We start from the raw sequence: 21,151 nt of genomic DNA, 5'->3' as shown, positions 1-21,151 counted from the left end.
GTTGAAGCGCTGAGTCGTCAACAGTAGGACCAGCGCCCGGAGTTGAATCCCTTCGCCAAGCGGCGTGACAGGTGCGGCGAGAGCCGGCCCGCCGTCTCGACGCAGGCGCCGCTCGTCTGATGTGATGCCCGCATGACCTTGGCCGCCGACCTCGCCACCCGCTTCGAACAGGCCCTGGACACCAGCCCGGAAGCCCTGCGTGAGGCCGCACAGGACTTCGGGCACATCGTGTCGGCCCCGCCGCTGGCGGTCCTGCGCCCGCGGTCCGCCGCCGAGATCCAGGCCTTGCTGGAGTTCGCCGGACCCCGGGGCATCCCGGTCAGCGTGCGCGGCGGCGGCCACTCGATGTACGGCCAGGGTCAGGCGGACGACGGGATCGTGCTGGACCTGCGGGCGATGAACGAGGTCGGCCCCGTGGCGGACGGCCAAGTGACCGTGCAGGCGGGCGCGTTGTGGCGGGAGGTGCTGGCGGCCACCCTTCCGCACGGCCGTACCCCGCCGGTGCTCACCGACTACCTCGGCGCGGGCGTCGGCGGTGTCCTGTCGGCGGGCGGACTCGGCGGCGGGGGCCACCGGCACGGCCTGGTCGCGGACCAGGTCCTGGAACTGGAGGTGGTGACCGGAGCCGGGGAACACCGGCTCTGCTCGCCCGACCGGGACCCCGGGCTCTTCCACGCCGTGCTCGGCGGACTCGGCCAGTGCGCCGTCATCGTGGCCGCCACCCTGCGCCTGGTCCCCGCACCCGAACGGGTTCGCCGCTACTGCCTCTACTACGCCGACCTCACCCGCTACCTCGCCGACCAGCGGCGGCTCGCCGAGGAACAGCGCTTCACCTATCTGGAGGGCCAGGCCAGGCCGGCCGGCGACCATGGCCGGCCGTACATGATCGAGGCCGTGGCCCCGCACGACGGCCCGTGCCCGCCCGACGACGACGCCCTCCTCGACGGCCTCGCGCACGACTCCGCCGCCCTGGAGACGGAGGACCTGGGATACGGCGAGTTCGCCCACCGCGTGGACACCGACGAGGAGGCGCTGCGGGAGACGGGGGAGTGGCTGTATCCGCACCCGTGGCTCAATCTGCTGCTCCCGCACGACAGCGCCGAGACCGTCGTCCGCGCCGTACTCGCCGACCCGGCCTTCGGCGACCTGCGCACCACCGGCCTCGTGCTGCTGTACCCGCTGCTCTCCGACCGGCTGCGCGCCCCCTTCTTCAGCCGCCCGTCCGGCGAAGTCCTGTATCTCCTCGCCCTGTTGCGCACCGCCCCGCCCGGCAGCCCGGAGACGGTCGCGGCGATGCTGGCCGCCAACCGTGCCGCCTACGAACTCGCCCGGTCCCAGGGCGCGGTCGCCTACCCCGTCAACGCCCTGCCCCTGTCGGACGCCGACTGGCGCGAGCACTACGGCAGCCGCTGGCCGGCCTTCGCCGAGGCCAAACGGCGCCACGACCCCCATCTCGTCCTGGCGCGCGGGCATGGCATGCGGTTCTGAAGGATTTGGCTCCCGAAGGCTTGTCACCCGCTTGGCTCATCACTTAAATCAAACCATGAACTAAGCCGTGGGGTCATCTGTTTGACTCCGCCTGCCCTTGGGAGCCGCCACATGAGAAGCCGCACAGGACCGAGAGCGCTGGGTGTCGCGCTGGCCGCCATGGCGGCGCTGATCACCCTGCCCCTCGCCCACACCACCGCCGCCGCGGCCGGGACCCAGACCTGCGACACGGCCAACGCCGCCCAGGGAAAGCCCGCCACGGCGTCCTCCACCGAGAACGCCGGCACCCCCGCCTCCGCCGCCTTCGACGGCAGCACCACGACCCGCTGGTCCAGTGAGTTCTCCGACCCGCAATGGCTCCAGGTCGACCTCGGCTCGGTCAAGGACCTGTGCGCGATCGACCTGGACTGGGAAACGGCCTACGGCAAGGACTTCCAGCTCCAGGCCTCCACCGACGGGCAGAACTGGACCACCCTCACGACCGTCACCGGCGCGCGTGGCGGCACGGCGTCGTACGACGTCAGCGGCTCCGGCCGGTACGTCCGGATCTACGGCACCGCCCGCGGCACCGGGTACGGCTACTCCCTGTGGGAGGCCGCCGTGCACACCACGACCAGCCCGACCGGGCCGGTCCAGGGCGGCGGCGACCTCGGTCCCCACGTCATCGTCGTCGACCCCTCCACCCCCAACCTCCAGCAGAAGTTCGACGACGTCTTCCATCAGCAGGAGTCGGCCCAGTTCGGCACCGGGCGCTACCAGTTCCTGCTCAAGCCGGGCACGTACCACGGCATCAACGCCCAGCTCGGCTTCTACACCTCCCTCTCCGGGCTCGGCCTGAACCCCGACGACACCCAGATCAACGGTGACGTCACGGTCGACGCCGGCTGGTTCAACGGCAACGCCACGCAGAACTTCTGGCGTTCGGCGGAGAACCTCGCGATCACGCCGTCCAACGGCACCGACCGCTGGGCCGTCGCCCAGGCGGCGCCCTTCCGGCGCATCCACGTCAAGGGCGGCATGAACCTGGCCCCGACCGGCTACGGCTGGGCCTCCGGCGGCTACATCGCGGACTCGGAGATCGACGGCACGGTGGGCCCGTACTCCCAGCAGCAGTGGTACACCCGCGACAGCTCGGTCGGCGGCTGGACCAACGGCGTCTGGAACATGACGTTCTCCGGCGTCCGGGGCGCGCCCGCGACGAACTTCGACAGCGGCCCGTACACCACGCTGGACACCACCCCGGCCTCCCGCGAGAAGCCGTTCCTCTACCTGGACGGCTCCGCCTACAAGGTGTTCGTCCCGTCCCGGCGCACCAACGCCCGCGGCGTCTCCTGGCCGAACACCCCGGGTACGTCCATCCCGCTGGAGCAGTTCTACGTCGCCAAGCCCGGAGCCACCGCGGCCACCATCAACGCCGCCCTCGCCCAGGGCCTCAACCTCCTCTTCACGCCCGGCATCTACCACCTCGACCAGACGATCGACGTGACCCGCGCCGACACCGTCGTCCTCGGCCTCGGTCTCGCCACGCTCGTGCCGGACAACGGCATCGACGCGATGCACGTGGCCGACGTCGACGGCGTACGGCTCGCCGGGTTCCTCATCGACGCCGGACCGGTCGCCTCCGACACGCTGCTCCGCATCGGCACACCCGGCTCCACCGCCGACCACTCCGCGAACCCCACCACCATGCAGGACGTATTCATCCGCATCGGCGGCGCCGGACCCGGCCTCGCCACCAACTCGGTCGTGGTGAACAGCAACAACGTCATCATCGACCACACCTGGCTCTGGCGCGCCGACCACGGCAGCGGCGTCGGCTGGGACACCAACCGCGCGGACTACGGCCTCAGAGTCAACGGCGACGACGTACTCGCCACCGGCCTGTTCGTCGAACACTTCAACAAGTACGACGTCTACTGGAGCGGAGAACGCGGCCGGACGATCTTCTTCCAGAACGAGAAGGCGTACGACGCCCCGAACGCCGCCGCCATCACCCATGACGGCATCGTGGGCTACGCGGCCTACAAGGTCGCCGACTCCGTCGCCACCCACGAGGCCTGGGGCCTGGGCAGTTACTGCAACTACACGGCCGATCCCACGATCGTCCAGGCCCACGGCTTCCAGGTACCGAACGGCTCCGGCATCAGGATGCACGACCTGCTGGTGATCTCCCTCGGCGGCAACGGCCAGTACGCCCACGTCGTCGACGACACCGGCGCACCCACCTCGGGAACCGGCACCGTCCCCTCCAAGGTGACGTCGTTCCCCTAGCCCCGGTCCGCGCCCCGGGACGCACTCGGCCTCAGCCGCCGGACAGGGTGGTGTGCGGAGAACGCCGGTAGGTGTCCCGGTAGACGGCGGCGAAGCGGCCCGGATGGTGGAAGCCCCAGCGGGCGGCGATCGCCGTGACGGTCTCCCCGCTGCCCGGTCCGGCGGCCACCAGGTCGCGGTGGGCGTGCGCGAGCCGTACCGCGCGCAGATGGGCCAGCGGGGTGGTGTCCAGGTGCTGCCGGAAGGCGTACTGCAGGGCCCGCACCGTCACATGGGCCGCCGCGGCGATGTCGGCCACCGTGACCGGCTGGTCGGCGTGGTCGTCGATGAAGGCGAGGGCGCGCCGCAGCATCGCCGGATGCGCGTCGCGGCGGTCGGTCGCGGTCGGCTCGGGCAGGGCCGTGTTCGGGAACGCGGTCAGCACGCTCGCCGCCAGATACTGCGCGGCCGTCGCCGCGATCAGCGGCTGGTCGGCGGTCTCCGGGTCGCAGAGCACCGTATCGCGCAGATGGCGGATCGTGCCGCTCAGCTGGCGGGCCGCGGCCGCCGAGCGCGGCCGGTGACCGGTCAGCCGTACCGGCCGCGCGCCGTCCGGGCCTGCGGCCACCTGGTCGAGCAGCGCCGGGTCCAGCATCGTGATGTTGTAGCGGGCGCGGCAGATCCGCCCCGAGTACGGCAGGTCGGGCGGCGCGAACAGCACCACGTCACCCGGCCCGAAGGAGTCCTCGACGCCCTGGACGCGATGCTCTCGCACGGTTCCCTCGTGTACGACGCACAGGCAGATCCGGCCCAGCGGGGTCACGGCATAGCTCATGTCGAAGTCCAGCGCGAGTTCGTCGACACTCACCGGCGCGATGGCGCTGCGCCGGATCCGGGCCCGACCGGCCTCGGGCGTGCTGCTGCCGATGCGCATCCTGGCGTAGGCACGGCTGAGGAAGTCCTCCGTGACCTCCAGGTCCGCGCTGTCGAAGGTGAGTGTGTCCATGCCTTGCGCATCCCCCGGAACGGTCCGGATATGTAACCCCTGACCAGGCGGCCTTCGTTTTCTGTACGGCCGCCGGTGACGTCGTTCGCCGGGCGGCTGGCGCCGGCCGGGCGCATTGCGCAGGGTGAGCGGCATGATCGGACACGACGAGCAGGCGGATCGAGTGACGGCACTTGAGGAAGAGGTGGCCCAGCTGCGCCGGGCCGTGGTCTCACACGCCCTGGTCGACCAGGCCATCGGCGTGGTCATCACCGCCGGCGGGCTCCGGCCGGAGCAGGGCTGGGAGGTCCTCAAGCAGGTCTCGCAGCACACCAACGTCAAACTCCGGGAGGTGGCCCGCTGTCTGGTGCAGTGGCCCGCCGGCCGCCGGCTGCCCGAAGAGATCCGCCGGGCCCTGTCCGTGGCGGTGGCCCAGGCACGCGACGCACCCCACGGTTCCGCAGCCTCGGCAGAGCGGGACGGACAGGTCCCGAGCTGCCGCCCGGTCGCTTGAGGGACTCACCGGGCGTTTCGAGTGCGCACCGGGTGCAACACGGTCGGTGCGGCCCGTGCGGACGGGGCCGCACCCTCCGCACGCCCGCAGAGGAAGAGGAACACATGGATCACTCGCGCGCACCCGTACTCGAGGCCCTCGAGGAGTTCCGGCGCCGCGGAGACGTGGTGTTCGGGCCGCCCGGACACAAGCAGGGCCGCGGCACCGACCCCCGGGTCGCCGGCGTCCTCGGCATCGACGTCTTCCGCTCGGACGTCCTGACCCTCAACGGCCTGGACGACCGCCGGCAGTCCCAGGGAGTGCTGGAACAGGCACAGGAACTGATGGCCGACGCGGTCGGCGCCGAGCGCGCCTTCTTCTCGACCTGCGGCAGCTCCCTGTCCGTCAAGACCGCGATGCTCTCGGTCGCGGGCCCGGGGGAGAAGCTGCTGCTGTCCCGCAACGCCCACAAGTCGGTCGTCGCGGCGGTGATCATCAACGGTGTGGAGCCGATCTGGGTGCATCCCAAGTTCGACGCCGAACGGCACCTGGCCCATCCACCGGAGCCGGACGACGTCCGCGCCCGCCTGCGCGAGCACCCCGACGCCAAGGGCATGCTGCTGATCACGCCCACCGACTGGGGCACCTGCGCCGACATCCGGGGCATCGCCGACGCCTGCCACGCCTACGGCATACCGCTCATCGTGGACGAGGCCTGGGGCGCCCATCTGCCCTTCCACCCGGATCTGCCGGCCTGGGGCATGGACGCCGATGCCGACCTGGTCGTCACCAGCGTGCACAAGATGGGCGGTGCCATCGAGCAGAGTTCCGTCTTCCACCTCCAGCACGACCGGGTGGCGCCCGAGGTACTCAAGCAGCGCGAGGACCTGCTCGGCACCACCAGCGCCTCCTCCCTGGTGTACGGCGCCCTGGACGGCTGGCGGCGGCAGATGGCCGAACGGGGCCGCGAGCTGCTCGACGTGGCCGTCCACCGGGCCGAGCGCATCCGGGCGGGCTTGCGGGAACTGCCGGGGCTGCGGGTGATGGGCGGCGAGGTCGTCGAGGAGGGCCTGGCGGTGGAGTTCGACCCGATGAAGATCGTCATGGACGTCCGGGGCCTCGGCATCAGCGGCATGCAGGCGGCCGAATGGCTGCGGGCGCACCGGCACGTCGACGTGGGCGGCTCGGACAGCTGCCGGATCAACGCCTCGATCACCCACGCCGATGACGACGAGACCGAGAAGGTCCTCCTGGACGCCATGCGCTCCCTGGTGGAGAACGCCGGCTCCGTCGAACGCCGGCCCGCCGTCCGGCTGCCCGAGTCCCGCGCGCTGGAACTCGAGCAGGCGGTCCTGCCGCGTGAGGCGTTCTTCGGGCCCGCCGAGCAGGTACCCGCCGAACGGTCCGTGGGCCGGATCTCCGCCGAGATGATCAGCCCCTACCCGCCCGGGGTGCCCGTCGTGGCGCCCGGCGAGGTGATCACGACGGAGGTGCTGGACTTCCTGCGCAGCGGAGTGCGGCACGGCTTCCTCATCGCGGACGCGGCGGATTCGTCGCTGGAGACCTTGCGCGTCACCGCCCGCCCGTGATCGGTCCCGCGCGTGCGCCGAGGGCGCCCGCGGCGCACGCCGCTCCCGAACTGCGGGGCCCGGGGGCAGCGCCTAAGGTGGCGGATGCGGGCGGCCGGATGCCGGACTGCCGGGTCAAACAGCCGGCCCTTGCGACGAAGACACCCTCGACCGGGGCCATGTGGCCCTGCATGACGGTCCCCGGGTCCGGACGGCACGTCCGGTGGGCCTCCCTTCCCGGCAACTCGATGGGAGACGGCCCGACTTCACCCCGACCGGAAATCCTCCGCGATTCCGGTTTCGGACACCCCGGCCCGGGGACCCCGGCACGAGGACCACGTCGACCTCTTTCACTCGATTTGTTCATTCTCTCGGCCGTATGCCCGGGCGTGGCCACCGCGCGCCGCACGCCCCGCTTCGCCGGTGCCGGGCCCACCCCGTGACCAGCCAAGGAAGAGTAGCGATGAGCGAGACGAACCCCCTGAAACGAGCGGCGGACAAGGCGACGGACGTCCTGCGGGGCGACGGCGCGGGCCCGGAGCAGGGCATCCCCGGCAAGCCCGGCCCCGAGGCGCCGCCGGTCGCGGAGCCGACCGAACCCCATGAGCCGTTCCCCCTCAAGGCCGACCAGACCGCCCCGGACACCGTCTCGCCCACCGGGCAGCCCACAGGCGCCGACCAGGCACGGATGGCGCAGAGCGGCAGCTATCTGACCAACGCCCAGGGGACCCGGCTGTACGACACCGACCACTCGCTCAAGGCCGGTCCCCGTGGGCCGGTGCTCCTGCAGGACCACCACCTGCGCGAGAAGGTCATGCACTTCGACCACGAACGCATCCCCGAGCGTGTGGTCCACGCCCGCGGCGCCGGAGCACACGGCGTGTTCCGCAGCTACGGCACGGCGGCGAACGTGACCAAGGCGGCCTTCCTCGCCCGGGACGTCGAAACGCCGGTGTTCGTGCGCTTCTCCACGGTGCTCGGCTCCCGCGGCTCCGCCGACACCGTCCGGGACACCCGTGGATTCGCGACGAAGTTCTACACCAGCGAGGGCGTCTTCGACCTGGTCGGCAACAACATCCCGGTCTTCTTCATCCAGGACGCGATCAAGTTCCCGGACGTCGTCCACGCCGCCAAACCGCACCCGGACCGGGAGATTCCGCAGGCACAGAGCGCCCACGACACCTTCTGGGACTTCGTCACGCTGCACACCGAGGCCACCCACCACACCCTGTGGAACATGTCCGACCGGGGCATCCCGCGCTCATTGCGCACCATGGAGGGCTTCGGCATCCACACCTTCCGCCTGGTCGACGCCGACGGCGGGACGACCCTGGTGAAGTTCCACTGGAAGCCGAAGCTGGGCGTGCACTCCCTGGTGTGGGAGGAGGCGCAGATCATCGGCGGTGTCGACCCGGACTTCCACCGCCGGGACCTCGCCGACGCCATCGAGGCGGGTGCCTGCCCCGAGTGGGAGTTCGGCATCCAGACCTTCCCCGACACCTCCGACCAGACCTTCCGGGGCATCGACCTGCTCGACCCGACGAACATCGTCCCCGAGGAACTCGCCCCCGTGCAGCCCATCGGGCTGCTCACCCTCGACCGCAACCCGTCCAACTTCTTCGCCGAGACCGAGCAGGTCGCCTTCCACCCCGGACACCTCGTCCCCGGCATCGACATCACCGACGACCCGCTGCTCGCCGGACGCCTCTTCTCCTACCTGGACACCCAGATCACCCGCCTGGGCGGGCCCAACTTCCCGCAGATCCCGGTCAACCGGCCGCACGCACCCGTCAACGACATGACCCGCGACGGCGTCCACCAGAGCGCCGTACACCGCGGCGTGGCCCCCTACCGCCCCAACTCCCTCGACGGCGGCTGCCCGTTCACGGCCGGCGCCGACGCGGGCGCGTTCGTCGAGGCTCCGGTACGGGTGCCGGAGGCGACGAAGGTACGGGAGGCACCGGCGTCCTTCGACGACCACTTCAGCCAGCCGCGCCGGTTCTGGCTCAGCATGAGCCCCGTGGAGCGCGAGCACATCATCGGCGCCTACACCTTCGAACTCGGCAAGTGCTACGAACAGGCCATCAAGGAGCGGGCGTTGCGGGTCCTGGCGAACATCGACCCCGAGCTGTGCGCGGCTGTCGCCACCGGCCTCGGCCTGCCCGCCCCCGAACCCACCGTGCCCCTCGCCGACGTCGCGCCGAGCCCGGCCCTGTCCCAGGTCGGGCACACCTGGCCCACCGACGGCCGGATCATCGGCATCATCAGCGGCCCCGACGGCGACCTCGACGGCGTGCGGGCCGTACGTCAGGAGGTGCTGGATTCCGGCATGGTGCCGCTCGTCGTCGCACCGAGGGGCGGCACCCTCGGCTCCGGCACGGACGCACCGGCCGTCCAGCGGACCTATGCCACGGCGCGGTCCGTGGAGTTCGACGCGCTCCTGGTGGCCGGCACCCCGGGCATCGGCGTCGATGCCCACGGCGCCCGGGACGCCAAGGCGGGCCTGCCCACCGACCGCGACGGCGCGCCCGACCCGCGCGTGGGGCTGCTGCTGGCGGAGGCCTACCGGCACGGCAAGGCCATCGGCGCCGCCAAGGGCGGGGAGAGCGCGCTGGAGGCGGCCGGTATCCCCCTCGACGCGCCCGGCGTGATCGCCGGCGACGGCGCCACGACGGTCCTTCAGGAGCTGACCCGGCTGCTCGGCTCCCACCGCGTCTGGGACCGCTTCCCGTCCACTGCCTGACGGCCCCGCGTCCGGCTGCGCCACAACGACCGGTCCCACAGCGGTCCTTGCACGGCACAGGCCCACCGGGCACACGGCTGCCGAGAGCGCCACAGGGTAACCCCGTCAGCGCCGGCCGGCACCACCCCCGGGGGTGGAAGAAGGCGTTTCCGGCTGGGCGGAACGGCGGAACAGGGCCGTCCAGAGGAACCCCTCCCCGAAGAACGCGGAGTCCGCCGCTTCCTGGCGCATGGCACGCAACTCGATCTCCTCGAGGCCGGAGAAGATCCGGCGCAGTGACTCGGGTGTGTAGGCGAGGCCGCCGTGCAGGCCGGGCTCGCGGTAGAACGCCGCGTCGGGGAGCTCGGATCCCATCCGGCCGGCGGCGAAGCAGGTGAGCGCGAAGTGCCCGCCGGGGGCCAGCACACGCTCCAGGAGCGCCAGATGGCTGACGCGGCGGTGCGGCGGCAGGTGGTGGAAGCAGCCGGAGTCGTAGACCAGGTCGTACGGGCCGTGCAATCCGCCCGGACTCCCCGTGGTCAGGGCGAAGGCGTCGCCGCAGTGGGCCCGTACGACGCCCTTCTCCCGTGCGCATCTCGCCGCAACCGCGCCCGCCTCCCGCGCGCGGTCCTCGGCCCAGGCGATCGCGGCGGGGGAGAGATCGACGGCGTCCACCTCGAAGCCGCGCCCGGCGAGGTGCAGCGCGTTACGGCCGGGACCGCAGCCCAGGTCGAGGGCCCGTCCTGGCGTGATCAGGCCGCGGTCGAGGTAGGACACCAGGTTCTCGTCCGGCTTCGCCGTGAAGAACGGCACCGGTCTGTCCCGGTCGGCATAGAAGCCGTCCCACCAGGCGGCCGCGCCCTGGGTCCAGCGGTCGGCCTCCGGCGCGAACAGCCCGTCCAGGAGTCGCAGCACGTCCTCCACCGTGCGGATGTCCCGGTCCATCCGGCCCCCCTTTCCCGATGCCCGGAACCTAGGGGACGGGGCGGCGGAACACCAGGTCGCGGGGCCGGGACGGAAGGCGCCGACGGGCCCTGGAGAGGGCGCCGGAGGGAGGCCGGGAAGCTGCCCTCGGAGGTCGGCCGACAGGCCTTCCGGGCCCCGTGACGCACCGGCACGCGGCCTTCCGCGATCGAGCCGGGGGCACTTTCCCACCCGCTTGCGGGCGCGCCCCCGAAAGACCCGGCGACGCGCTCAGTCCCGTGCGGCGGCCGGTGCCTCGCGGCTCTCCTTGGCCCGTTCCGGCTGGGCGGCCGGCCGGCGCCGGCGCAGCAGCAGGCGTCTGGCCGGGCGTTCCACCGCCTCGTACAGCACCCAGGACAGCCCCAGCGACACGGCGAACGCGGTCGTGGTCACGGCGACCGCCGCCAGCAGCCCGAAGTGCGGCTTCGTCCCGAGCAGCTGGGTGGCGGCGCGCAGCACCAGCAGATGGATCATGTAGAAGGCGAACGACAGCTCGCCGAGCCGTACCAGCCGACGGCGCCGCCACAGCGAGGGCAGCCCCTGCATGTCCGCGACGGCGGCGGCCGGGATGAGCAGCGTGAACCCGACGATGGTGCACACGGTGGCCGAGTAGCCGGGCGTGACCTGCGGCACGAGGAAGTAGCCGATGATCGCCAGGGCGAGCGACGCCTCGAGTCCGGGCCCGCGCCAGCGGCCGAGCAGCACCAGCCGCGCGGCGACCGCGCCGAGGACGAACTCGGGCAGCCGGGCCGCGGGGAACGAGTACAGCGCGTACGTCCACCAGTGGTGGGCGTCCGCCCAGGCCAGCACCACGACCGCCACGACCGACAGACCGCCCAGCACGGTCGAACTCCGCGCGCCGAGCCGGCGCAGCAGCAGGAAGAGCAGCGGGAAGGAGGCGTAGAAGAACGCCTCGCAGGCGAGGGACCAGCTGACCGGGTTCAGCGTCTGCCACCAGGGGCGCCACCAGGAGTGGAGCAGCAGCGCATTGGACAGCGCCTGCTTCGGGGTCGGCATCGGCTGGTTCTCCAGCGTGTACGCCATGACCAGGGCGAGCGCCAGAGTGACCAGGTGCACCGGGTAGACGCGCGCGAACCTCCGTCTCCAGAAGGCGAGCGCGCGGTCGCTGGGCCGAGCCGACCAGGTCAGTACGAATCCGGACAACACAAAGAAGAACGACACTCCGGTGGCACCCGCACCGAATCCCCAATACACGAGGCGGCCACCGGTGCCTCCGAAATAGCCGAAGTTGTTCACATGCAGTCCGAACACCAGCAGAGCCGCCATCCACCGCAGTCCCGTGAGGGACGGCAGCGAGGGCCTGGCGGCGGCTGGGGAATCCCTGGCGGTCGAATCGCCGGTCAGGGCGGGCGGCGTCGTCCGGAGCGCCCGGGTCGTCGCCGTGGTCATCTAATCACCTGCCGCAGAGGGTTGGCGTGGGGCATGACGGGGTACCTTGCCCGTTCATCCCGGTCCATCACGTCACATGGCAAACATCACACTGCTGCCGAACGACAGATCCTGCCGTATGCCACGGACACCCGGACCGGTGCACCCATACGAGTGACACACCGTACACCGCCTTGATCGGCTGCACCCGCAACGTACGCGCCCGGCGGGCCGCGCCAGGGGCGCGGGCCCGATGTCCGGTTGCTGGTGGTATGGGTCGGGGTGCCGGGCGGGTTGAGGGTGTACCGCAGCCGTTGAACTCCGAGTACATCAGCGGGCATTCCGGGCCCGCGGTGATCTCGATCACCCGCTTCCAGCGGCGGACGGCCGCCTGCTGCTCCTCATCGTCCAGTGCGGACCGCTTGTACAGTGGCAGCGCGGAGGAGAGCTGCACCCCGTGCGTGTCCGAGGATTTCTTCAGCACGGCCACGTGCGCGTCGTCCGCACGCGGGGGCAACTGGATGTGCGGGTGGTCGAGTTGGGCCACCGTGCGCGCACCATGTCGTCCATCGGCAGGGCCGGGAACTTGCTCGACTCGAGGGCGATCTTCACACGGCACCTTCGTAGAGGCCGAGTTGGGCCCGAAGGTAGTCGTGCGGGGCACGAGCGGCCCGCCGCCGGGCCGAGTCCGGCACGGCCCTGGATCCGGCCGGTGGTCAAGCCGCCTTCGCCGCAAGGGCCTTGATGAGCTGATCCCGCGTCATCTTCGACCTGCCCGGCACGCCCGCGGTACTCGCCCGCTTCTGCAGCTCGGCCTTCGACAGGGACGCCGGATCCTCGGCGGCCTTCCTGCCCGCGGTCCGTTTCCGGCCGCCGCCCTTACGGCCCCCGGACCTGCTCTGCTCGACGCTCCGGCTGAGCACGTCCATGAGGTCGATGACATTCGTCGCCTCCGGGGCCTCCGGTTCGGCGACGACCTCCTCGCCCTTCCGTTTCGCGGCGACGAGCTTCTTGACCCGCTCCTCGTACGTGTCGTGGTACTCGCCGGGATCCCAGTCGATGGTGAGGGCGTCGATCAGCTGCTCGGCCGTCCGCAGCTCCTTGCTGTCCGCCCTGGTGCGCCGGTCCGGCAGCTGCTCCACCGCATCGGCGGGGTCGCGCACCTCGTCGGCCCAGTGCAGGGTGTGCAGCACCAGGACGCCCGGCTGGGCGCGCAACGCGGTCAGGTACTCCTTGCCGCGCATGGTGAGCGTGCCGATCCCGGCCTTGTCCGCGCGGTCCAGCGCCGCCCGCATCAGCTCGTACACCTTCGCGTACTCCTTGCCGCGCGGGCCGACGTAGTACGTGCGGGCGAAGTACACGGGCTCCACGTCGTGGAGGTCCACGAACCCGGCCAGGTCGATCACCTTCGACCGCCCGGGCGCGATCTCCTCCAGCTCCTCCGGTTCCACGACCACGTACTCGCCCTCGTCGAGCTCGTAGCCCTTGACGATCCGGTCGGCGTCGACCTCCTTGCCGGTGCGCTCGTTGACCCGCTTGTTGCGGATCCGGTCCGAGGTGCCGCGCTGGAGCTGGTGGAAGTGCACGGTGTGGTCCTCGGTGGCGGTGTACAGCCCCACGGGCAGGCTGACCAGCCCGAAGGTCAGGACTCCGGTCCAGATCGGTCTCGCCATGGCTCCTCGCCTCCTGACCCGGTGCTCCTGAGTCCCAGGGTCTCAGAGGTCGCGGTGGGGCGGCATGGTCGCGTTCAGTGTCCCGAGGCCAGGAACGTGCGGTACCAGGCGATCGTGTCGTCCACAGTGGTCTCCAGCGGGACGGGCTTGATGCCGAAGGTGTCCTGGATCGCGCTGGAGTCCATCACCTGCGGTTCGGTGTGCTGGTAGAAGAGCTCGGCGTACGAGCTCATGAACTCCTCGCCGAAGGGGCCGAACGGGCGCGGCTCCGACTTGATCGTGATGTTCATCGGCCGCCCGGCCTTCTCCTCGATCATCCGGAAGACCTCCCGGGTGGTGCGGGCCGCAGCGGTGGGCAGGTGCCAGACGCGGCCGTCGCCGTCGGGGTTCTCGCCGAGCGTGGCCAGTCCTGCGGCCACGTCGCGGATGTCGGTGTAGCTGTGCGGCAGGTCGATGTCGCCCAGGCCGAACACCTCGCCGCCGGTCAGCGCACCGGGGAACACGGCGCCGCCCAGGGAGGAGTTGAGCACGCCGGGACCGACGAAGTCGGCCGAGCGGCCCAGTGCGACACGAGCCCGGCCCGCACGGTGCGCGGCCAGGTACTTCTCGTCGAGGTCCGCCCGCATCCTGCCCTTGGCGCTGGTCGCGTTCCACGGGGTGTTCTCGGTCATCACCCGGCCGTGGGTCTCGCCGTAGGGGTAGAGCGTGTCGACGACGACCAGGCGGGCATCCTCGGCCTCGACGGCGCCGAGCACCGCGTCCTGGATGCCGGGCATCACGTCGACCTGCAGGTGATAGGCCACGTTCACGCAGTGATAGACCACGGCGGCGTCCCTGATCGCCGCGCGGGCGCCGTCGACCGTGCCGACGTCGCCCTTGAGGCGGGTGACGCCCTCGGGGGTTGGGCCGGTCCCGGTGCGGTCGACCAGGCGGACCGGGTGGCCGCGGCGGCCCAGCTCCCCGGCGAGCGTCGAGCCGGCCGGTCCGGCACCGAGGACGACGTGCAGATCACGTGCGGTGGAGGTCATGGCGGGTCCCTCTTTCCGTGTGGTGGGCACTTCCCGTTTGCTGGACTCACATTAGTTATAGCCTCTAACTCTGGCAAGATGTACTGGCAGGATGTATGCGAAACAGCAGGTGACGCACCGAACCGATCCCAGGGAGAGAGATGGCTGCCACGCCGGCGGGGCCGCGCGCCCGCTACCGCGCACAGGTCCGCGAGGAGATCAAGGCGGTCGCCCTGCGGCAACTTGCCGAGAGCGGAGTGCAAGGCGTCGCGCTCAACGCCATCGCCCGGGAGATGGGGATGTCGGGGCCGGCGCTGTACCGCTACTTCACAGGCCGCGACGAGCTGCTCCACGAGCTGGTCCGCTCCGCGTACGACGACGCGGGCGAGGCGATCAACGCGGTGACCCCGGGTCCCGGGCCGCGCACCACCCTGCTCGCCCTCGGCCGTGCCTACCACGCCTGGGCCCTGTCACAGCCGCACCGCTACCTGCTCATCCAGGGGCCGCCCGCCCCCGGCTACACGCCCCCGGCCGACATCGTCGCGCGCTCGCGGTATGCCATGGGGCCCTTCGTCACCGTCTTCGCCCAGGGCGAGGCGACCGAGGCCGTCCAGCCGGTCATCGCCGAGATGGCGACCTGGCTGCGTACCGATCACACCGCCGTCGACTGGCTGCGCGCCCGGACCGACCTGGACCCCGCGGACCCACGGGCACGCTGCGCCCTGGGCGGCACCATCCTCGCCTGGTCACACCTCCACGGCACCGTCAGCCTCGAAGTCACCGGCCAGTACACGGGCATGGGCCACCGGGCCGGGACGCTCCTCGACGTCCAACTCGGCTTGCTCGCGGACGCGTTTCGGCTCACCTGAGCGGTCTGTGGCTTGAGCAGGCGTCAGCTGGACGGGGGGAATCCGCCGGCAACATCACGCCCGGCGAGCGTCGCAGCCGCAAGGCCGGCGCCGCGGGCATCGGTGTCCGTGCCGCGCTCATCCTGGGGGTGACGGGACCAGGCACGGCGTTCGGCGGGCTCGTAAGCTCGGGGCCATGAGCAGGACGAATGCGCTCGGGGAATACCTTCGGGCCCGTCGTGAGCTGACCGACCCGGCGGATGCGGGGCTGCCGGTCGTGGGGGTACGCCGTACCCCCGGGCTGCGCCGTGAGGAGGTCGCCACCCTGGCCGGGATCAGCGCCGACTACTACCTCCGCCTGGAGCAGGGCCGCGACCGCAACCCGTCGCCGCAGGTGCTGGAGGCCCTGGCACGGGTGTTCCGGCTGGACGCGACCGCCACCGCCCACCTGCAGAGCCTGACCACCGCCCGCCCGGCCGCACGCCGGCGACCGCGCCGGGAGGTGGTGCCGGCCGGGATCCGGCAGCTGCTCGACGTGATCAACCTGCCGGCGTTCGTGGAGAGCCGGATGTTCGAGGTGCTCGCCGCGAACCGCCTCGCCGCCACCGTGTCGCCCAGCATCCGGCCAGGCGTCAACCGCCTCCGCTCGATCTTCCTCGACCCCGACGAGCAGGACCTCTACCCCGACTGGGAGCAGACGGCCGGCGGCCTGGTCGCCGCGTTCCGCGCCTCCGTGGGCAGCGATGTCGACGACCCACGGATCGTCCAGCTGGTGGGCGAGCTGTCGCTGGCCAGCGAACCGTTCCGGCGGCTGTGGGCCCGGCACGACGTCGCCCCGCTGGCCGGAGGCTCGATGCGGCTGCGCCATCCGCAGGTCGGCATGCTCGAACTGCGCCGGGAGAAACTGCCGCTCAGCGACTCCGGCGGTCAGATCCTGGCGATCTATCACGCCGAGCCGGGCTCGGAGACGGCCCGCCTGCTGGAGTCCCTGCGTACGGCGGCGGCCACCGGGGTCTCCCACACGTCTGCGGCCGGCACCGGACCGGAGTTCGACGGTCGGTCCGCCGCGGACGGGCCGCAACGTCCATAGCAGGAGCTCGTCGCCTTGTCTTTTGTCTTTGTCTTCGCTGACGTTCGTCGTGGAGGGATCGCATCTCGAGGTCACGGTCGGCGAGAGCCCGCCCCCGCGGTCAACCGTTCCACCTGCTTGGCGGCGGATTCCGTCCGGCACCGGGCCTCCCGTACGGCGCGGTCGGCCTGCCGTGCCCGTTCCCGCGCGTCCTGTTCAGCGGCCCGTGCCCGCCGCTGCTCCTCCTCGGCGCGCCGCAGCCGCTCCCGCAGCTCACGGACGTGCCCCTCGGCCTCGGCCACCCGGGCGCCGGCCTCCTCCAGCACTCGTCCGGCGGCGTCGGCCTCCTTCTCCCGGGCACCCAGTTCCCGTTCCGCCTCGCGGGCCTGCTCACGGGCCTCGGCGAGGCGCCGGCGGTGCTCCGCGTCCGCTTGGCGCCCCTGGCTCCGGGCGGGCTTCTTCGGCTTGGCCGCGGGGGGAGCGGGGCGGCCCGCCGGCAGGGCCTCGTCGGCCGCCGGGAACCCGAGCGTCGAGCTGAGCGGCTTCACCAGCCGGCCCGCCGCCCACTCCCGGGCGGCCTCCGGGTCCGCCAGCACGGCATGCAGCGTCTCCTCGACCTCGCGCTGGACGCCCTCGCCCACCGGATGCCCCGCCTCCGCGGCCAGCCGCCGGGCCTGCCGGCCGAGCGCGCCGATCACCTCGTTCTGCCGCCGGGCCAGCTTGCGCAACTGCGTCCCGTCCAGCTCGCGGTGGGCACGGCGTAGTTCCTCGCCGAGGACGAGCAGCGGCTCCACCTGCTCCGGCTGCCGGCGTACGAGGAGATTGCCGACCCAGGCCGCCAGGCTCGGCCGCCGCAACGAGCCGATCTCCCTGGCGAGGGCCTGATCACCGGCCCTGCGGGCGTCCACGGCACGGCTGTCGCGGGCGGCGACGAACTCCTCCGGCCGCAGCCCGTACAGCTCGTCGGCGACGGCGTCCAGGTCCACCAGCGTCCCTCTCGACGGCCACCTCGGTGACAGAGCCCGAGTTTCTCACTGGGCAGCGTTTATGTGCCGTGTACGGCGCCGCATCCAGGCGAGCCGGGAGGGCGGCGACAGCGACTTCCGGCGCCGGATCCCCATCCTTCGTCCCCGCGCCTCGGACCGTCGGCGGACGCGCCGCTGCGCCTGCGAGCGGCACGGTGATCGTAGGCAGAGGACCAAGGGGATCAAGCGTGCACGGGACCACCCGGACGATCCCGCCTCCGACCGGCACGGGCAACCGAAGGAGGCCATCCACGCCCTGGCCCGCCGCTACCGGCACGCCCGAACCGCCGGCAGCGGGCACGCGCGTGACCACGCAACCGGCGACCTCCTCGCCCCTGTGCCACACGGGCAACGGCCGCCCATCGGGTCACAGCCGTCGCCCGCCGCCCAAGGGCGAACGGGGCGGGACGACCTGTGCGCCGGCTCACCCCTTCGGAGGACCGTCCGGCTTGCCGCGCCGCAGTCGCCGATCCGGGGCCGGATGATGCGGGCATGCCCCCGGCCCACCCGCCGGCCGACGCGCCGGCCCGCCCCGCGACCGACGATGTGACCGAATGCCGTAGCGCCCGTGCCCGCGCCCTCCGTGCCGGGCACGGCCGCCGGGCGGCGGGCCCGCACACCGAACAGATCCATGCGAACGCAAACAACAATGCAAACACTCGGGCGGGGACGGACGTGGACGCGGAGGTGGACGGCGGGCGACGGCACGCGACCAAAATTGCATCGTTCGTTTTCTTGAACCCCTCGTGTTTTTGAGGGTAGGTTCGGCCCCATGACCGCCTCCCCGACCCCGACCACCGCCGAGGAGCTCCGCGGTGCCGGCCTGCGCGTGACGGCAGCCCGCGTCGCGCTGCTGGAGACCGTCCGGGCGGGTAGCCACCTCGGCGTCGAGGCGATCGCCTCCGGGGTGCGCGACCGCGTAGGCCACATCTCGCTGCAAGCCGTCTACGAGGCCCTTCACGCCCTCACCGCGGCGGGTCTCGTCCGCCGTATCGAACCGGCCGGTCACCCGGCCCGGTATGAGGGGCGCGTGGGGGACAACCACCACCACATCGTGTGCCGGTCGTGCGGTGCCGTCGCCGACGTCGACTGCGCGGTCGGCGACGCGCCCTGCCTGACCGCCTCCGACGACCGGGGCTTCGCCATCGACGAGGCCGAGGTCGTCTACTGGGGTATGTGCCCCGACTGTTCCACCGGCCGCAGTTCCTGAGCACCGAGTTCCGCACAGTTCGGAAGGATTGCCATGACTGAGAACCACGACGCGATCGTCACAGACGCGAAGGCGGAGGGGGCGAGCGGCGGCTGCCCCGTCGCCCATGACCGGGCCCTGCACCCGACCCAGGGCGGTGGCAACCGCCAGTGGTGGCCGGAGCGGCTCAACCTGAAGATCCTTGCCACGAACCCGCCCGCGACGAACCCGCTGGGTGAGGAGTTCGACTACGCCGAGGCGTTCAAGAGCCTCGACCTCGCGGCCGTGAAGCAGGACATCGCCGAGGTGCTCACCACCTCCCAGGACTGGTGGCCCGCCGACTTCGGCAACTACGGCCCGCTGATCATCCGTATGGCCTGGCACAGCGCGGGCACCTACCGCATCAGCGACGGCCGCGGCGGCGCCGGCGCCGGCCAGCAGCGCTTCGCCCCGCTGAACAGCTGGCCCGACAACGTCAACCTGGACAAGGCCCGCCGCCTGCTGTGGCCGGTGAAGAAGAAGTACGGCCAGAAGATCTCCTGGGCCGACCTGATGATCCTCGCCGGCAACGTGGCCCTGGAGTCCATGGGCTTCGAGACCTTCGGCTTCGGCGGCGGCCGCGCCGACGTCTGGGAGGCCGACGAGGACGTCTACTGGGGTCCCGAGACCACCTGGCTGGACGACAAGCGCTACACCGGCGACCGCGAGCTGGAGAACCCGCTCGGCGCCGTCCAGATGGGCCTCATCTACGTCAACCCCGAGGGCCCGAACGGCAACCCGGACCCGCTGGCCGCGGCCCGCGACATCCGTGAGACGTTCCGCCGCATGGCGATGAACGACGAGGAGACCGTCGCCCTCATCGCCGGTGGTCACACCTTCGGCAAGACCCACGGCGCCGGCCCCGCCGACGCGGTCGGTCTCGACCCCGAGGCCGCAGGTCTCGAGGAGCAGGGCCTCGGCTGGAAGAGCACCTTCGGCACCGGCAAGGGCGCCGACGCCATCGGCTCCGGCCTCGAGGTCACCTGGACCAACACGCCCACCCAGTGGAGCAACAATTTCTTCCGGATCCTGTTCGAATACGAGTGGGAGCTGACCGAGTCCCCGGCCGGCGCCAAGCAGTGGCGGCCGAAGGACGGCGCCGGTGAGGGCACCGTCCCGCACGCCCACGACTCCTCGAAGCAGATCGCCCCGGGCATGCTCACGACCGACCTGTCGCTGCGCTTCGACCCGATCTACGAGCCGATCTCCCGGCGCTTCTACGAGAACCCGGAGGAATTCGCGGACGCCTTCGCCCGCGCCTGGTACAAGCTCACCCACCGTGACATGGGCCCGAAGGCGCTGTACCTCGGCCCGGAGGTCCCGCAGGAGACCCTGATCTGGCAGGACCCGCTGCCGGAGCGCGAGGGCGAGCTGATCGACGGCGCGGACATCGCGGCCCTGAAGACGAAGCTGATCGACTCGGGCCTCTCCGTGTCCCAGCTGGTCTCCACCGCCTGGGCGTCCGCCTCCACCTTCCGCGGCAGCGACAAGCGCGGCGGGGCCAACGGCGCCCGTATCCGCCTGCAGCCGCAGCGCGGCTGGGAGGTCAACGAGCCCGACGAGCTGGCCCAGGTGCTGCGCACCCTCGAGAGCGTGCAGCAGGAGTTCAACGCCTCCGCCGGCGCCAAGAAGGTCTCGCTGGCCGACCTCATCGTCCTCGGCGGTGTCGCCGCCGTCGAGAAGGCCGCCAAGGAAGGCGGCTTCGAGGTCGAGGTGCCCTTCACCCCGGGCCGTGTGGACGCCGGCCAGGAGCACACCGACGCCGAGTCCTTCGCGGCGCTGGAGCCGACCGCGGACGGCTTCCGCAACTACCTCGGCAAGGGCAACCGCCTGCCGGCCGAGTACCTGCTGGTCGACAAGGCCAACCTGCTGAAGCTGAGCGCCCCCGAGATGACGGTGCTCGTCGGCGGCCTGCGCGTCCTCGGCGCCAACCACCAGCAGTCCCAGCTCGGCGTCCTCACCAAGACGCCCGGCGTCCTCACCAACGACTTCTTCGTCAACCTGCTCGACATGGGCACCGCGTGGAAGTCGACCTCCGAGGACCAGACCACGTTCGAGGGCCGTGACGCCGTCACGGGCGAGCTGAAGTGGGCCGGCAGCCGCGTCGACCTCGTCTTCGGCTCCAACTCCGAGCTGCGCGCCCTCGCCGAGGTCTACGCCAGCGACGACGCGAAGGAGAAGTTCGTCAAGGACTTCGTCGCCGCGTGGGACAAGGTCATGAACCTGGACCGGTTCGACCTGGTCTGATCACCGCTGCGAGGGCGTCCGGCCCGACCCGCACGGGTCGGCCGGAGGCCCTCGTCGGTTTCCGGGGGGAACAGGGCCTTCCACTCACGGAATCGTCACAGGTGATCCACAACTGTCACAGATGATCTACTGCGGAAACCAGGGGTCTCCCGGCGCTGTCTCCCCCGGCGAGCACCGGCACGGAGCCGGTCGACCC

At 71.6% G+C, this 21,151-nt stretch carries 15 protein-coding genes and 1 pseudogene; 9 read left to right on the top strand and 7 right to left on the bottom strand.

The features are described 5' to 3' along the window. Positions 1-132 precede the first annotated feature (132 nt). Both BFF78_RS03030 and BFF78_RS03025 read left to right on the top strand, forming a co-directional pair. The gene (locus tag BFF78_RS03030; protein ID WP_069776827.1) at positions 133-1,488 is read left to right on the top strand and encodes an FAD-binding protein; all 1,356 of its coding nucleotides are present in this window, start codon (positions 133-135) and stop codon (positions 1,486-1,488) included. A 111-nt stretch (positions 1,489-1,599) separates the two neighbouring features. Further along, positions 1,600-3,759, top strand: a complete 2,160-nt coding sequence (locus tag BFF78_RS03025; RefSeq protein ID WP_079161121.1) for a discoidin domain-containing protein — start codon at positions 1,600-1,602, stop codon at positions 3,757-3,759. 31 nt (positions 3,760-3,790) lie between these two features. Here the strand turns inward: BFF78_RS03025 and BFF78_RS03020 are convergent, their stop codons facing one another. Beyond that, positions 3,791-4,744, bottom strand: coding sequence for a helix-turn-helix transcriptional regulator (locus tag BFF78_RS03020; protein ID WP_069776825.1), 954 nt, complete (start codon positions 4,742-4,744; stop codon positions 3,791-3,793). 133 nt (positions 4,745-4,877) lie between these two features. Here BFF78_RS03020 and BFF78_RS03015 point away from each other — a divergent pair, with 133 nt between their 5' ends. From BFF78_RS03015 to BFF78_RS03005, 3 genes are all read left to right on the top strand, one after another. Then, a complete protein-coding gene (locus BFF78_RS03015) occupies positions 4,878-5,237 on the top strand; it encodes an ANTAR domain-containing protein (protein ID WP_069776824.1) in 360 nt (119 codons plus the stop codon). A 104-nt stretch (positions 5,238-5,341) separates the two neighbouring features. After that, positions 5,342-6,805, top strand: coding sequence for an aminotransferase class I/II-fold pyridoxal phosphate-dependent enzyme (locus BFF78_RS03010; protein ID WP_069776823.1), 1,464 nt, complete (start codon positions 5,342-5,344; stop codon positions 6,803-6,805). Between the two features lie 442 nt (positions 6,806-7,247). Next, positions 7,248-9,527, top strand: a complete 2,280-nt coding sequence (locus BFF78_RS03005; protein WP_069776822.1) for a catalase — start codon at positions 7,248-7,250, stop codon at positions 9,525-9,527. A 105-nt stretch (positions 9,528-9,632) separates the two neighbouring features. On the opposite strand, the gene BFF78_RS03000 is transcribed toward BFF78_RS03005, so the two are convergent. The 5 genes and pseudogenes from BFF78_RS03000 to BFF78_RS02985 all read right to left on the bottom strand — a co-directional run bounded on the left by BFF78_RS03000 (position 9,633) and on the right by BFF78_RS02985 (position 14,559). After that, positions 9,633-10,451 (bottom strand): class I SAM-dependent methyltransferase, encoded by an 819-nt coding sequence (locus BFF78_RS03000; protein WP_069776821.1) that lies wholly within the window; start codon positions 10,449-10,451, stop codon positions 9,633-9,635. A gap of 249 nt (positions 10,452-10,700) precedes the next feature. Continuing rightward, complete coding sequence (locus BFF78_RS02995) at positions 10,701-11,879, bottom strand: acyltransferase family protein (protein WP_069776820.1); 1,179 nt, start codon at positions 11,877-11,879, stop codon at positions 10,701-10,703. A 289-nt stretch (positions 11,880-12,168) separates the two neighbouring features. Further along, positions 12,169-12,470, bottom strand: a pseudogene (locus BFF78_RS47795) (sugar phosphate isomerase/epimerase); the annotation flags it as partial. Positions 12,471-12,574: 104 nt separating this feature from the next. Further along, complete coding sequence (gene ku / locus BFF78_RS02990; protein ID WP_069776819.1) at positions 12,575-13,531, bottom strand: non-homologous end joining protein Ku; 957 nt, start codon at positions 13,529-13,531, stop codon at positions 12,575-12,577. A 74-nt stretch (positions 13,532-13,605) separates the two neighbouring features. Beyond that, entirely contained in the window at positions 13,606-14,559 is a 954-nt protein-coding gene (locus BFF78_RS02985) for an NAD-dependent epimerase/dehydratase family protein (protein ID WP_069776818.1), read from the bottom strand. A 140-nt stretch (positions 14,560-14,699) separates the two neighbouring features. On the opposite strand from BFF78_RS02985, the gene BFF78_RS02980 reads away from it, so the two are divergent. Both BFF78_RS02980 and BFF78_RS02975 read left to right on the top strand, forming a co-directional pair. Beyond that, complete coding sequence (locus BFF78_RS02980; RefSeq protein WP_069776817.1) at positions 14,700-15,407, top strand: TetR/AcrR family transcriptional regulator; 708 nt, start codon at positions 14,700-14,702, stop codon at positions 15,405-15,407. A gap of 175 nt (positions 15,408-15,582) precedes the next feature. Continuing rightward, positions 15,583-16,476: a helix-turn-helix transcriptional regulator gene (locus BFF78_RS02975; RefSeq protein ID WP_069776816.1), complete on the top strand. Its 894-nt coding sequence runs from the start codon at positions 15,583-15,585 to the stop codon at positions 16,474-16,476. Positions 16,477-16,547: 71 nt separating this feature from the next. On the opposite strand, the gene BFF78_RS02970 is transcribed toward BFF78_RS02975, so the two are convergent. Next, on the bottom strand, positions 16,548-17,441 hold the full coding sequence (locus BFF78_RS02970) for a hypothetical protein (RefSeq protein WP_069776815.1): 894 nt from the start codon (positions 17,439-17,441) through the stop codon (positions 16,548-16,550). Between the two features lie 811 nt (positions 17,442-18,252). On the opposite strand from BFF78_RS02970, the gene BFF78_RS02965 reads away from it, so the two are divergent. Both BFF78_RS02965 and katG read left to right on the top strand, forming a co-directional pair. Continuing rightward, a complete protein-coding gene (locus BFF78_RS02965) occupies positions 18,253-18,690 on the top strand; it encodes a Fur family transcriptional regulator (RefSeq protein WP_069776814.1) in 438 nt (145 codons plus the stop codon). 33 nt (positions 18,691-18,723) lie between these two features. After that, entirely contained in the window at positions 18,724-20,955 is a 2,232-nt protein-coding gene (gene katG, locus BFF78_RS02960; protein WP_069776813.1) for a catalase/peroxidase HPI, read from the top strand. The last annotated feature ends 196 nt before the right edge of the window (positions 20,956-21,151 follow it).

It is taken from the genome of Streptomyces fodineus, assembly GCF_001735805.1.
Classification (GTDB): domain Bacteria; phylum Actinomycetota; class Actinomycetes; order Streptomycetales; family Streptomycetaceae; genus Streptomyces; species Streptomyces fodineus.
This window is presented reverse-complemented; position numbering and strand designations above follow the sequence as displayed.